General features: G+C 67.3%; 13 protein-coding genes. 3 read left to right on the plus strand and 10 right to left on the minus strand.

Annotation, left to right across the window (positions count from 1 at the left end; all coding sequences use genetic code 11):
- Positions 1 to 98: 98 nt before the first annotated feature.
- The 3 genes from GOALK_RS10655 to GOALK_RS10665 all read left to right on the plus strand — a co-directional run bounded on the left by GOALK_RS10655 (position 99) and on the right by GOALK_RS10665 (position 2,584).
- Positions 99 to 1,700, plus strand: a complete 1,602-nt coding sequence (locus GOALK_RS10655) for a Rieske 2Fe-2S domain-containing protein (RefSeq protein ID WP_006358824.1) — start codon at positions 99 to 101, stop codon at positions 1,698 to 1,700.
- 98 nt (positions 1,701 to 1,798) lie between these two features.
- A complete protein-coding gene (locus GOALK_RS10660; RefSeq protein WP_035754237.1) occupies positions 1,799 to 2,203 on the plus strand; it encodes a four-helix bundle copper-binding protein in 405 nt (134 codons plus the stop codon).
- A gap of 168 nt (positions 2,204 to 2,371) precedes the next feature.
- Positions 2,372 to 2,584, plus strand: a complete 213-nt coding sequence (locus tag GOALK_RS10665) for a hypothetical protein (RefSeq protein ID WP_006358826.1) — start codon at positions 2,372 to 2,374, stop codon at positions 2,582 to 2,584.
- 25 nt (positions 2,585 to 2,609) lie between these two features.
- On the opposite strand, the gene GOALK_RS10670 is transcribed toward GOALK_RS10665, so the two are convergent.
- The 10 genes from GOALK_RS10670 to GOALK_RS10710 form a co-directional block, all read right to left on the minus strand.
- On the minus strand, positions 2,610 to 3,857 hold the full coding sequence (locus GOALK_RS10670) for a lipase family protein (RefSeq protein WP_006358827.1): 1,248 nt from the start codon (positions 3,855 to 3,857) through the stop codon (positions 2,610 to 2,612).
- A 62-nt stretch (positions 3,858 to 3,919) separates the two neighbouring features.
- Positions 3,920 to 4,798 carry a DMT family transporter gene (locus tag GOALK_RS10675; RefSeq protein WP_006358828.1) on the minus strand — a complete coding sequence of 293 codons (879 nt, stop codon included), beginning with the start codon at positions 4,796 to 4,798 and terminating at the stop codon, positions 3,920 to 3,922.
- 34 nt (positions 4,799 to 4,832) lie between these two features.
- Positions 4,833 to 5,384, minus strand: coding sequence for an ATP-binding transcription factor AbmR (gene abmR / locus GOALK_RS10680; protein WP_040004120.1), 552 nt, complete (start codon positions 5,382 to 5,384; stop codon positions 4,833 to 4,835).
- Positions 5,381 to 6,025, minus strand: coding sequence for an aldo/keto reductase (locus tag GOALK_RS10685; RefSeq protein ID WP_040004121.1), 645 nt, complete (start codon positions 6,023 to 6,025; stop codon positions 5,381 to 5,383). The genes abmR and GOALK_RS10685 overlap by 4 nt, the downstream gene beginning before the upstream one ends.
- 183 nt (positions 6,026 to 6,208) lie before the next feature.
- Positions 6,209 to 7,768, minus strand: coding sequence for an HNH endonuclease signature motif containing protein (locus GOALK_RS10690; RefSeq protein ID WP_006358831.1), 1,560 nt, complete (start codon positions 7,766 to 7,768; stop codon positions 6,209 to 6,211).
- 62 nt (positions 7,769 to 7,830) lie between these two features.
- The gene (locus GOALK_RS10695) at positions 7,831 to 9,993 is read right to left on the minus strand and encodes a helix-turn-helix transcriptional regulator (RefSeq protein WP_006358832.1); all 2,163 of its coding nucleotides are present in this window, start codon (positions 9,991 to 9,993) and stop codon (positions 7,831 to 7,833) included.
- Entirely contained in the window at positions 9,923 to 10,177 is a 255-nt protein-coding gene (locus GOALK_RS24220; RefSeq protein ID WP_231380945.1) for an ATP-binding protein, read from the minus strand. The genes GOALK_RS10695 and GOALK_RS24220 overlap by 71 nt, the downstream gene beginning before the upstream one ends.
- 56 nt (positions 10,178 to 10,233) lie before the next feature.
- The gene (locus GOALK_RS10700; RefSeq protein ID WP_006358833.1) at positions 10,234 to 11,172 is read right to left on the minus strand and encodes a DMT family transporter; all 939 of its coding nucleotides are present in this window, start codon (positions 11,170 to 11,172) and stop codon (positions 10,234 to 10,236) included.
- 14 nt (positions 11,173 to 11,186) lie between these two features.
- Positions 11,187 to 12,446, minus strand: a complete 1,260-nt coding sequence (gene serS / locus GOALK_RS10705; RefSeq protein ID WP_006358834.1) for a serine--tRNA ligase — start codon at positions 12,444 to 12,446, stop codon at positions 11,187 to 11,189.
- Positions 12,447 to 12,521: 75 nt separating this feature from the next.
- Positions 12,522 to 12,938 carry an ankyrin repeat domain-containing protein gene (locus tag GOALK_RS10710; protein WP_006358835.1) on the minus strand — a complete coding sequence of 139 codons (417 nt, stop codon included), beginning with the start codon at positions 12,936 to 12,938 and terminating at the stop codon, positions 12,522 to 12,524.
- Positions 12,939 to 12,986 lie beyond the last annotated feature (48 nt).

Raw genomic sequence — 12,986 nt, forward strand, 5'->3', positions numbered from 1 at the left:
GACTCATGGCCCACGCGGGCGGTCCGCGCGGCTCGATACATTGGTGGACTGTAGTGCTTTGACGCGCAGCCCCGCGCACACCAGGAAAGGCCCCCTTCGTGCAGATCACCAGCATCGGTCACGCCGGTTTCCACATCCAGACCAACGCCGGATCGATCCTCTGCGACCCCTGGGTCAACCCCACCTACTTCGCCTCGTGGGTGCCGTTCCCGGACAATTCCGAGCTCGACTGGAAGACGCTCGGCGACTGCGACTACCTCTACGTCTCGCACCTCCACCGTGACCACTTCGACGAGAAGAACCTTCGCGAGAACGTCAACAAGGACGCGACGGTCCTGCTCCCCGACTACCCGGTGCCGGACCTGCGTGGTGAACTCGAGAAGCTCGGCTTCACCAAGTTCGTCGAGACCACCGACTCGGTGAAGACGACGGTGACCAACGACAAGGGTTCGCTCGACGTCATGATCATCGCGCTGCGCGCCCCGGCCGACGGGCCGATCGGCGACAGCGGCCTGGTCGTCTCCGACGGCGAGACCGTCTGCTTCAACATGAACGACGCCCGCCCGATCGACCTCGACGTCATCGATGACGCGTTCGGCCACGTCGACGTGCACCTGCTGCAGTACTCAGGCGCCATCTGGTACCCGATGGTCTACGACATCCCGCGGAAGTCGAAGGCCAACTTCGCATCTCAGAAGCGTCAGCGCGGAATGGACCGCGCGCGATCGTACATCGAGCAGGTCGGTGCGACCTGGGTCGTGCCGTCGGCCGGTCCGCCGATGTTCCTCGACGAAGATCTTTTCCACCTCAACGACTTCGGTTCCGCCGACACCGCGGACGACACCTCGATCTTCCCCGATCAGGAGACCTTCCTGGAGCAGATGCGCATCCACGGCACCGACGACGGCGAGAAGCATCGCGGCCTGATGATGGTCTCCGGATCGGTCGCCGACTTCACCGGTTCGACGCTGAACGAGGTCAGCCACCCGTACGCGCCGGGCGACGTGTTCGGCGAGAACAAGCGCGCCTACCTCGAGCGGATGAAGGAGAAGTTCGCACCGGTGATCGCCGCGGACAAGGCCACCTGGGCGCCCGCCGAGGGGGAACCGCTGATCGGCGCCCTCCGCGAACTCTTCGAGCCGATCATGGCCCAGTCGGATCTGATCTGCGACGGCATCGGTTACCCCGTCGGCCTGGTGATGACCCCGGGCGGCGGTCCGGCGAACGACGCCACCGAGACCGTCGTACTCGACTTCCCCAACCGCATCGTGCGTGAGCCGAAGGAGGGAGAAGGCAAGTACCGCTACGGTTTCCGAATCGCCACCGAACTCGTGCGCACGGTTCTCCGGGACAACGAGCCGGACTGGGTGAACACCATCTTCCTGTCCACGCGTTTCACCACGTGGCGCATCGGCGGATACAACGAGTTCCTGTACACCTTCTTCAAGTGCCTGACCGACGAGCGCATCGCCTACGCCGACGGCTGGTTCGCCGAGGCACACGACGATTCTGCGTCGATCACCAAGGACGGCTGGGAGATCCAGCGCCGCTGCCCGCACCTGAAGGCCGATCTCGGCAAGTTCGGTGTCATCGAGGGCGAGAAGCTGACCTGCAATCTCCACGGCTGGCAGTGGGACCTGGCGTCGGGCCGCTGCCTGACGTCGAAGGGCCACGAGCTGCGCGCGAGCAAGCTCGACTGACGCGATGACGGCGTCCGAACGGACCTACGCCGGAAGGCCGGTCGGCGACCAGGAACTCGGGCGGTTTCAGCCCTGAAATGGGGGGTATTCCACCCCACATGACAACTGTGACCGAGATACTCGAGGCACATCCGGTCCGCGACGACATCGACGACGCCGTGCTCGCGGCCTGTATCCAGGCGTGCGCCGAATGTACGCAGGCCTGCACCTCGTGCGCGGACGCATGCCTCGGCGAGAGCGGCGTCGAGCACCTCGTCGAGTGCATCCGCGCCGACCTCGACTGCGCCGACCTGTGTTCCATCACCGAGCGAGTGCTGCTCCGGCGCACCGAGGCCGGCATCGCGGTTGTGCGGAAGACCCTGGAAGCGTGTGCCGTCGCATGTGCAACCTGCGCTGACGAGTGCGCGAAGCACGCCGACCTTCATCAGCATTGCCGGATCTGTGCCGACGTCTGCCGACAGTGCGAGGAGGCTTGCCGCGCCCTGCTGCTCGTGCTCGGCTGATCTCGGCGTAAACGCGCAGTAGTCGTTCGTTATGCACGTGTTGTCGGCCGGGCACGATCCGACGTCGATGATTGCCGTCGAACTCCGGTGGGTAGGCGGGTGGATACCGTCGCAAGAGGCGCCTCGACCGAGGCGCGATGTCGAACCCGACAGTGAGGAGAGAAGATCATGGCTCAGTACCGCGTCGTGGATTCCGACGAAAAGGTCATCGAGGAGAAGGATTTCGACGACGCCACCAGTGCTTACGACTGGTTCAAGACCGTCGCCGCGCCCGACGACAGCCTCGGGACCGTCATGCAGGTCCACGACAACGGCGAATGGAAGAACTTCGAGGTGTCCGACGGCGGCACCAACAAGCACCCCTCAGCCGACGCAGACTGACGTCCGAGGCCGGCGGGCGGTTGCTTCAGCAGCCTCCCGTCGGTCGTCCGGCGAACCGATTGTCCAGAAATGCAAGAGCCTCGACGCTCCAGGGGATGAACGCCGCCGTATGTGACTGGCCGCGGTACTCGGTGAACGTCGTGGGCACTCCGCGACGACAAAAACTCCCGGCCAGGCGCGCGACGTCACCGGCGATCATCACGCCGTCGCCGACGCCGTCGGAGTTCCCGACTCCCAACATCATCGGCGCCCGCGGGGTACCGAGCGTCCCCATGATGTTGGCCGAAAGTGCCCGGCGTGCACCGGGAACGTCGAGGATGCCACCGACCCCGGGCTTCAGGAGCTGACGGTCGGTGAGCCCCGGGTATGCGTCGGCGAATTGTTCTATGCACTGCCCGGCCACCTGACGCAGGATGCGCGTGCCCTTCGGGGACAGGTAGTCGGCCAGGTTCAGGCCGTAGGTCTCGTCGTAGACCGCCATCAGCGCCGGGATGACTCCGGTCCAGTCCTTCTTGCCGTTGACGTAGCCCAGGTTGTGGATGGGATCGACGACCACTCCGCCGGCGGCTGCCCCGACGATGTTCAGCTCCGGCGCGTACTTCGGCGCCAGTTCCGCACCGAAGCCCGTCGGCACCGATCCGCCGGAGTAGCCGAACAGTCCGATCGGAGTGCGTGCCGGAGCACGAAGCTGACGCAGGCTCGCCCGGAGACCGTCGAGTGCGGCGTAGCCGGATTCCCGCGCAATCGTCCAGCGCAGGCCACGCCCTTCGTAGTCGGGCACCGACACCGTGTACCCGGCGGCCATCAGGCCGGTGACCAGGCTGATGTCGATCGGCCGCTCGGACATGTTGCCGCCGCGCAGCGTGTACGACGGGTCGCACTGAGAGCCCAGCGCGTCGTAGAACGAGTGGTAGGACACCAGACGACGCGGTGCCCCCGGTCCCACACCCGGCGGTGAGATCACGGTGGTGACCGTCGACGTCGGGTTGCCGAAGTTGTTGGTGCTGCGGTAGAGGATCTGTGTCGCAGATATCGGCACATTCGTTGCGCGCCAACCGAGTTGAACCTGTCGTGTCCGCAGTACCGCACCCGGCACCCGGTTCTCGTAGCCGCGGGGCGGGACATAGAAGGGGTCCTGCGACGGCAGCTGGCTCGGCGCCGCGACCGGGTTCGGCAGCGGCGCGGCGGTGACCGGTTGGGCCACCAGGCACAGGGAGACCCCCATGCCGATCACGGAGGTCAGCGTCACCAGGAACCGCAATGTCAGGCGCATGAGCAGTAATGATGCCGGTGTTGTCGGATTTTGGACGGGTTACACGGTATAGACGGCACAGTTCAGCCGACCGGCGTGCTCTCCCCCGCGCGTTCGACCTCTTCGATGACCGGCGACATCGCGACGACCACCGCGCCGATGACGGCGGCGATGAACGCGATCACCGCGACCGGTCCCCAGCCTTCCCGGACGGTGTCGCCGAGGACCACGATCCCGATAACGCCGGGCACCACGGTCTCGCCGACCACCAGCGACGCCGACGCCGCACTCACCGCGCCCTTCTGCAGGGCCACCGTGAACATGTAGAACCCACCCGGTCCGGCCAGGATGATCGCGTACAGGGCGGGGTCGGTGAAGAGTTCACCGAGATCGAAGGGGTCCAGGCCGTCGAGGATTCGGACCGCCACGGCGAGAACGCCGAACAGCACACCGCCGGACAAACCTGCCAGCACCGCGACCCGACTCTGCATCCGCGGCAGGATCGCTGCTCCGAGACCGAGGATGACCACCGCCGCGATGAGAACGGCCCAGTGCAGCCACCACTCGTGTTTGCGTCCCTCGTCGCCCGCGGCGAACCCGAGCAGCACCAACGCCACCACGACGACGCCGATCGCGATCCAATCACGCTGGGACAGCTTTGCTTTCAGCACGATGGTCGCCAGCACCACCGTCACGACCAGATTGGCGCTGACGATGGGCTGCGCGAGGAACAGCGGGATCATCCGCGCCGCCACGAGGTTGCCGAGAAACCCGATGCCGTCCAACGCCATTCCCGCGATGAACGCCACCGTCAGCATGGCCGCGATGGTCGACCGCAACGACGGCGCCTCACCGGGCCCGGCACCCGTGTCGGCGACGCTCTGCGCGCCTCGTGCCTGCAGCACCGAGGCCGTACCGTAGGCGAGCGCCGCGAAGACGGCCGCGAGGATTCCGATCAGCATCGGATCAGTATCCCCGCTTCGGCCCGAAAATCGGTCAGAGACCGGGACCTTCGGCACGCAAGTTGTCCACCTCGTCCATTGCGGCACGCAATTTGCCCAGCCACTCCTCGGTGTGCGCGCCGACCAGCTTGACCGACCAGGCCAACGCGTCGGCCCTCGACCGGGCGACCCCGGCATCGACGAGGGTGTCGAGAACGCGCCGTTCCGGCTGCCGGAGCCGCGTCATGACCGGTACCGCAAGGTGGGTGAAGAGGATTCGCTCGTCGCCGACGGCGACACCCCATGACACCTTTCGGGCGTAGCGGGCCTGCGCCTCGTCGGCGATCGACATCCGTTCCGCGCGGGTGTCCTCGCGGAACCTCGACGCCCGCCCCTGCGCTGCGGCCCGTGCGTCGGCGTCGTCGCTGGTCTCGGGCGGCTCCAGGGTTCCGATCACCGTGATCTCGTCGCGGTCGACGGTGACCTCTACGGGTCCGGTGAACCAGGCGTCGGGCAGTCGGCCGGCGAACCACGCGGCGGCATCCCCGGCGTCGGGCAGTTCGGCTTGCTGCCAACCACCACGACGACCACGCGCTACCGCTGTCAGCGTCCGATGGTGTCGAGTTCGGCCAGGTCATCGGCGGTCAGCGCGAGGCCGGCGCCCGCGATGTTCTCGCGGAGGTGTGCCGCCGACGACGTCCCGGGGATGAGCAGGATGTTCGGTGAACGCTGAAGCAGCCAGGCCAGTGCGACGGACATGGGTGTGGCGCCCAGGCGGCCGGCGACCCGGGACAGCGCTTCGGACTGCAGCGGCGAGAAGCCGCCGAGCGGAAAGAACGGCACGTACGCGATGCCGTCGGCGGCGAGTTCGTCGATAAGGGCGTCGTCGGCGCGATGGGCGAGGTTGTACATGTTCTGGACGCAGACGATCGGGGCGACGGAACGTGCCTCGGCGTCCCGGGTGGCGCCGACCTTCGTCGCGATGAACAGCGACTCGGGATATGGGTGGAGCGTCTCGCGGATCAGTTCGTTGGTGACGCGAGGTCCATAGGCGTCGCTGGTGTCGATGTGGGTGATGCCCAGTTCGATGACGTCGCGGAGCACGGCCCGGGCCGCGACGGGGTCGGCGGGCGGACCCATCACCCAAGGACCGTCGAGTTGCATTGCGCCGTAACCGAATCTGGTGACTGTTGTGTCACCCAGGGCCCAGGTGCCGCCGGGAAGAGGGAGGGATGAGTTCACGATCATGTCTTTCGTTCGGAGTGGTGGCTCAGTTCTTGAAGAAGCTGAGGGGCCAGCCGTGGTGGAACAACGGTCGTGCCGGTGAGGGCGTTGGTCGACGACCGCTCAAGCGTCGCTCGCGGCGACGGCTCGTAGCCTCCGTCAAGTGACTGCATTCCGATTCCTGCACCGACTCAGGCCGGTGGGACTTCAGAAGGGCGGAGGTCCGTCCATGTGCTGACGCCTCTCACGTTCCCGCTGGTTGCGGGCACGTTCGGCCCGCCGGCGTGCGTGCTTGTGCGCGAGCCGGTTGCTGGTGGGCGGGGTGTCGTCCCCGGTGATGACCCGTGGTGTCGGTGGGGCTTGGGGTGGCTGGTCGTAGCGGATACGACGCAGGTTCGGGAAGGAGTCCTCGAGGTTCTCGGCGTCACCGGGAATGACGACGCCTTCCGGGGTGCGGTACTCGGTGACCAGGTGGCCGTCGTCGTCGCGGTACTGGACGTCGACCCAGTCGCCGAACGTCTTGTGCAGATGCCCGAACCGGCACTTGGCGTTCAAGTTCTCACTCGCCGTCGCCCCACCCTGGGCGGGATCGGTGTGGTCGTACTCGGTCACGTGGTCCAGATCAGAGTCGAAAGCCGAACACCCGCAGCCCGGTTCGGTGCAATACCCATCACGCACCCGCACGAAATCGGCACACGCGGTGGTGGGCCGGTACGGGTCGGCGGCTTGCGCACCCGGGTAGACGATCACGACGTCTTTCGACGGGACGTCCTCGACAACAACGCGGGCCGGGGGTGTGCGGACCGGGGTGACGGGTGTGATGGTGGAGTCCGACCGTTCGGCGAGATCGCGGACGTGGTCGTCGGAGATGACGCCGGCGCCGTCGACCCAACCGATCCCTGGTGCCCCGGCGAGGGTGGCGGCGTCGGTGACGACGTGGATGACGACCTCGGTGCTCACCGACCGGACCACCTCGGCGGGGTCGGGGATCTCGGCGTCACAATCCTCACGCTGGCATTGGCAGTCGAAGACGGTGCCGGTCAGCAGCGCGAACATGGCATCGGAGTTGCGCTGGTTACGGTTCCGGCCGTCGTGGGCGCAGACGGTGTCGGCCAACGCTTTCACCGCTTGTGCCGCGATGCGAATGTTCTCCGCGGCCATCACGCCGGTGATCTCACCGGTGCCGTCGGTGAAGTTCTCGGTCCACATACCGCGCTTGTCCAACGCTTCACGACGCCGCTCCCGCACCGCGTCAGGATCGTGACGGAAGACGAGGCGGTCGACCATGTCACGCAGCTTCGGTGTGGTCCAGGCGCCCTTCCTGGTGCGCAGGATGGTTTCGATCTCGGTATCGAGGTCCGCGATGGCCGCGGCGTCGGAGATGAGGTCGGTGCGGGAGATGACCGTCTGGATCAACTGCCGCGACAGGATGCCGTCGCGCAGGGTGGTCAGCACTTTCGGTAACCGGTCCCGCAGGGCGAGCGCTTCACCGACCCACTGATCAGCCTGGTAGCGGGTGATGGCGGCTTCGCGGCAGACCCGGGTCACCATCTCGGTGTAGCGGTCGATGAAGAACCCGCCCTGAGTGTTGACCACGAGCTGGTCGTAGACGGTGACGATCGACTCATACCGGCACCATGCCAGATAAGCCTCACCATGGCGGATCGAACCGAACCGTTCCATATGGGTTGCGGTGTCAGACAATTCGGGGTGGGCAGGATCGACCCCGGCGAGGAACCCGCCCGGAAGATCGATCCACTTGCTCACGCTGCCCCCACAACGTCTACAGCCCAACCTGGATGGCTGAATCTGTTACCAACCAATCTAGATCAACCCACCGACAAACGCGGATCCTCCTCCACAAGGTCCCGGTAACCAACACGTTGTGCGCCAGTCGGTTCCATCGACCTCAGTCGGTACCTGCCAGGCGTCGAGCGCATCACGAAGCGCTGCCCGCGAGGTGACTCCGAGTTTGGGAACACCCGATACAGATGCGACGAGACGGTGCGTGGCGACAGAAACAACCGCTCGGCGATCTGCGGGTTCGACAGACCCGACGCCGCAAGTCTCGCGACCTCGAGTTCCTGCGGGGTGAGTTCCGACCCCGACTGCGCACGACTCATCCCCGTGGCCCGCAGCTCGGTGTTCGCACGGTTCTCCCATGTACGCGCTCCGATGTCGGCGAACAACTTTCGCGCAGCGTCCAACTGCCGTCGAGCATCACGCGCCCGACCCTGACGACGAAGAACTTCACCGTATGCGAGGTGCACTCGACCGACCTCGAAGGGCCACTGTTCGAGGCCCGGGATCGTCAGTGTCTCCTCGTGTATCCGTACGACCTCGTCGGGTTCTGACGCCATCGCGATACACAACCCGGAGATGAGAGCCAACCGCGACGAGATGTGTTCGAGGCCGGCCGAGCGGAAGGCTTCGGCGTGGGCACGGGCCTCGTCGATCCGCCCGGTGCGCACTGCGGCCTCGATGAGATCCGGTGCAGCCCAGACTGCCTCGGGGTTGAACCGGGCGACCTCGCCAGGCGCACACACTTCGACCGCGTGGCGGTAAGCCGTCTCGAAGTCGGCGACTCCGAGCGCTCCTCTGGCCCTCGCGAAGTGGGCGCACTTCACGAGCCGCTGCACTCGGCGCGGACCGGACCAGTCCCAGATCCGCTCGCAGTGTTCGATGGACTCGTCGAGGTCGCCGCGCTCCGCGGCAGCCATCGCCGCGGCATAGTGGCCCACCTGGGCCCACAGCGGGTACCCGGTCTTCTCGGACAGTTCGACGAGCTCCGCTGCGGCGTCTGACGCCGCCGAGAACCGCGCAGCGTAGAGATCGTCGAGGGCCAGGTAGATGAGGCCGGGCATGCTCGAACCGACCGCTCCGCCGTCGCGGACGACCCGCGTGACGGACTCCCGACATTCGGGTAGGCGATCGACGTAGGAGGCGACCAGCGCGGTGCGGATCACGATGTCGGTGTCGGTCTGATCGTGCAGACGGTCGATCGCCTCGTCGAGGCGCCGCAACTCCTCACGGTCCATCGAGCCGAGGTCGTGGTGGACCCGGGCCAGCGTGGCTGCGGACGCCGGCGACGGGTCGGGGAACCGCGCGACGAGGTCCATCAACGGCTGCCAGTACTCACGGCCGCCGAGATAGTCCGCTGCGAGGGTGAGAGTGAAGAGAGCGTCTTCGACGTCGCCGGTGCGCGGACCGTCGACGGACGTCGCGGCCTCGAGAGCCGGCATCAACATGGTGTACGCGGTGTCTCCGTCACCCTCGGTGACGAGGACGAGAAGCGCAGCCGCCGCAGTGGCTCCGATCGGTTGACCTCCGGGAATCCCCTTGAGCGCGTGCAACAGTTCATGAGACGTGTCGAGTTCACCGGCGATCCAGGCGGCGACATAGGCGGCCTGCGACAACCGCCGCCTCCCCTTTTCGGCCTCCGGGCTCAGCTCCGCCGCCCGTCGCAACATCGCGACCGCCCCGCCGGGATCGCCTCGGCGCAAGCTGGTCTGGGCCGCCACCTCGACCACTGAGGCAACTGACTCGTCAGGCGTGGTCGTCGACTTCGCCAAGTGGACACCACGACGGTCGGGCTGGTTGACCAGCACGTCCGCGAGCCGTCGGTGCGCCGCGCGCCGCTGCTCCGCGGTGGAACCGTCGACCACCGCCGACCTGACCAGCGGATGCCGGAACCGAATGATGTGGTCATCCTCCGCGACGACCACCAGGTGATCACGTTCGGCCGGGGCCAGATCGTCGAATCCTGCTGGCGCACCAGCTGATTGGAGGATCATGACATCGCCGGAGCCCTCGAGGGCGGCCAACAGGAGCAGGTCGCGGGTCCGCTCGGGTAGTCGACCGATCCGAGCGCTGAAGAGCGCGCTGACATCTCGGGCCGGTCCGCCCACCCAGCCGGCGCGGTCACCTGATGCGCCCGTGGTTCCCGCGAACTCGAGCAGAGCCAGCGGATTGCCCTGAGCGTCGTCGGCCACGGAGGACAGAACTCGTCGGGGAAGATGAGCGAAACGACGGCAACGCGGTCTTGCCGACCCCGGGATCGCCGGTGAGCAGCAATGCGGCGCCATCGTTCCGGGCGCTGTCGAGAAAAGCTCGGAGCGCGGCGAGTTCGGCGTCCCGCCCGACCAGCCCCGCTCGCGCATCGCTCGTGGCTGCCATTCCCCGACCTGTTCCCGTCCTGCCCGAAGCCACGTGCTGCCCACTGTCCAGATCGCCTAGTGGGGTCGGCCCAGCTCCCGCGGCGGATGCCCGTACCCGCGAGGCGCATTTGTGGCGTCGGCCGTCTCGACGGCGGTGACGGCACCCGACGACGCGAGCACCACTCCCCCGCCGACGGCGGCGACGAAGGCGACGATCGCGGCCGGTCCCCAGCCCGCGCGCGTGACGTCACCGAGGAAGGCGATGCCCACCGCGCCCGGGAGAACCGTCTGCCCGACGACGAGTGCTGCCGCGGCACCGTTCACCGATCCGGTCTGGAGTGCCACGGTGAACAGGTAGAAGCCGCCGATCCCGCTGAGCAGCAACGCATACAGAGCCGGGTCGGTGAACAGCACGGTGAGGTCGAGGGGGTCCAGGCCGTCGAGGATGCGGGACGCCACCGCCATCACACCGAACACGGCGCCGGCGATGAGACCGGTGACAGTGGCGATGTGAGTCTTCAAGCGCCGCATCACGATCAGGCCGAGCAAGATCAGCGCGGGACCGGCGACCAGGACGGCCCACCGCATCCACGCAGTGTGGTCCCCGCCCTCGCGACCGGCCGACACCGCCAGCAGGATCAGCGACGCCACGACCACCGCACCGGCGATCCAATCACGCATCGTGAGGCCGACTTTCAGCACGACCATGGCGAGGAGCGCCGTGGCGACCAACCGGGCCGAGATGATGGTCTGCGACAGGAACAGCGGGATCAGACGGGCCGACGCGATCGTCGCGATGAACCCGATGATGTCGAACACGAACCCGACCAGGAACGGCACCGTCAGCATCGTCAGCGCGGTGGACTTCAACGACGGGTGGGCCGCCGCGGATCGTCGACGCTCCTCACGGATGGCGGCGCGCTGCGAGACCTGCTCGGCGCCCAGCGCCTGGAGAACGGCCGCGGCGGCAAACGCCAGCGCACCGATCACCGCGATGACGATCCCGCTGGTCATGACCCAGGCTCAGATCAACGAGGCGTGAGGACGTCGGTGCCGACGAACTTCGCAAGCTCGGGCGGCAGTTTCACCGAACCGTCGGGCTGCTGGTGGTTCTCGAGGATGGCCACCAGCCAGCGGGTGGTCGCGAGTGTGCCGTTGAGCGTCGCCGCGGTCTGCGGCTTCCCGTTCTCGTCGCGGTAGCGGATCGAGAGACGGCGGGCCTGGAACGTCGTGCAGTTCGACGTCGACGTGAGCTCGCGGTAGGCGTTCTGGGTGGGAACCCAAGCCTCGCAGTCGAACTTGCGCGACGCCGACGAACCGAGGTCGCCACCCGCGACGTCGATGACACGGTAGGGCACGTCGATCGCGGCCAGCATGTCCTTCTCCCAGCCCAGCAGACGCTGGTGCTCGGCCTCGGCGTCCTCGGGCCTGCAGTAGATGAAGCCCTCGACCTTGTCGAACTGGTGCACGCGGATGATGCCGCGGGTGTCCTTGCCGTAGCTGCCGGCCTCCCGGCGGAAGCAGGTCGACCAGCCGGCGTACCGCTTCGGGCCGTCGGACAGGTCCAGGATCTCGTCCATGTGGTAGCCGGCGAGCGGCACCTCCGAGGTGCCGACCAGGTACAGGTCGTCGTCCTTGTCGAGGTGGTAAACCTCGTCGGCGTGGGCGCCGAGGAAGCCGGTGCCCTCCATGACCTCCGGACGCACCAGGACGGGCGGGACCATCAGCGTGAAGCCGTTGGCGGCAGCCTTCTGCGCGGCCATGTTGAGCAGGCCGAGCTGCAGGAAGGCGCCCTGCCCGGTGAGGAAGTAGAACCGCGAACCCGACACCTTGGCGCCGCGCTCCATGTCGAGCAGACCGAGCGACTCGCCCAGTTCGAGATGATCCTTCGGGTTCTCGATCTCGCGGGGCTCTCCGACGTGCTCGAGGACGATGTAGTCGTCCTCGCCACCCGCGGGGGCCTCCGGCGCGACGATGTTGGAGATCGCGCGGTGGGCCTTCGCGGCGGCCTCATCGGCCTCGGACTGACGCGCGACGGCAGCCTTGACCTGCTCGGCGAGCTCCTTGCCCTTGGCGAGCAGCGCCTGCTTCTCGTCGCCCTGCGCCTTGCCGACCTGTTTTCCGAGAGCCTTCTGCTCGGAGCGCAACGTGTCGGCGTCGACGATGGCCGCACGACGGGCCGCATCGGCATCGAGCAGGGCATCCACCAGGCCGGGGTCCTCGCCGCGAGTGCGCTGCGAAGTACGGACCAGATCCGGGTCGTCACGAACAATCTTCAGGTCGATCACGCCTTCAAACCCTACTTGAGCGCGCGATGCGAACCCGATCACGCCACCGAAGTGAAACCCGGGCCCGCCCGCAGGTCAGCTCCAGAGCGCCCGGAGATCGTCGCGGCCGAACATCGCGGCGGCGTCGGCGGCCGACGGGGTGCCTCCGTGCGGATCGGCCCCGGCGTCGACGAGCAGCCGGACCACGTCGTCGAATCCCTTGAACACCGCGCCGGCCAGCGGGGTCTGTCCGCGGTCGTTGGCGAGGTCGGGATCGGCGCCGCGGGACAGCAGCACCGAGACCGCCGACGCGCGGCCGTGATAGGCGGCGAGCATCAGCAGCGAGTCGCCGGACTGGTTGCGCAGGTTCACCGGCACCCCGGCATCGACGTAGCCGCTCAGCGTGGCGGCGTCGCCGGAGCGGGCCATCTCGAACAGGCGCGTGGCCAGTTCGACCACCTCGGCGTCCGGTATCGCGTCCGGACCGGGCACGGGAGAGGAATCGGCGGGCATTCCCGCGAGTGTAGGCAGCTCTCGCCGCAGTGGCTGGTGCCCGCATCG

This window comes from Gordonia alkanivorans NBRC 16433 (assembly GCF_000225505.1).
Taxonomy (GTDB): Bacteria; Actinomycetota; Actinomycetes; order Mycobacteriales; family Mycobacteriaceae; genus Gordonia; species Gordonia alkanivorans.

What these genes read in the sequence shown, in the direction of transcription:
- GOALK_RS10660 (WP_035754237.1), top strand. Translation starts at nt 1,799, where the DNA reads ATGACAACTGTGACCGAGATACTCGAGGCACATCCGGTCCGCGACGAC.
- GOALK_RS10665 (WP_006358826.1), top strand. Translation starts at nt 2,372, where the DNA reads ATGGCTCAGTACCGCGTCGTGGATTCCGACGAAAAGGTCATCGAGGAG.
- GOALK_RS10670 (WP_006358827.1), bottom strand. Translation starts at nt 3,857, where the DNA reads ATGCGCCTGACATTGCGGTTCCTGGTGACGCTGACCTCCGTGATCGGC.
- GOALK_RS10675 (WP_006358828.1), bottom strand. Translation starts at nt 4,798, where the DNA reads ATGCTGATCGGAATCCTCGCGGCCGTCTTCGCGGCGCTCGCCTACGGT.
- GOALK_RS10685 (WP_040004121.1), bottom strand. Translation starts at nt 6,025, where the DNA reads ATGATCGTGAACTCATCCCTCCCTCTTCCCGGCGGCACCTGGGCCCTG.
- GOALK_RS24220 (WP_231380945.1), bottom strand. Translation starts at nt 10,177, where the DNA reads ATGGCAGCCACGAGCGATGCGCGAGCGGGGCTGGTCGGGCGGGACGCC.
- GOALK_RS10700 (WP_006358833.1), bottom strand. Translation starts at nt 11,172, where the DNA reads ATGACCAGCGGGATCGTCATCGCGGTGATCGGTGCGCTGGCGTTTGCC.
- GOALK_RS10710 (WP_006358835.1), bottom strand. Translation starts at nt 12,938, where the DNA reads ATGCCCGCCGATTCCTCTCCCGTGCCCGGTCCGGACGCGATACCGGAC.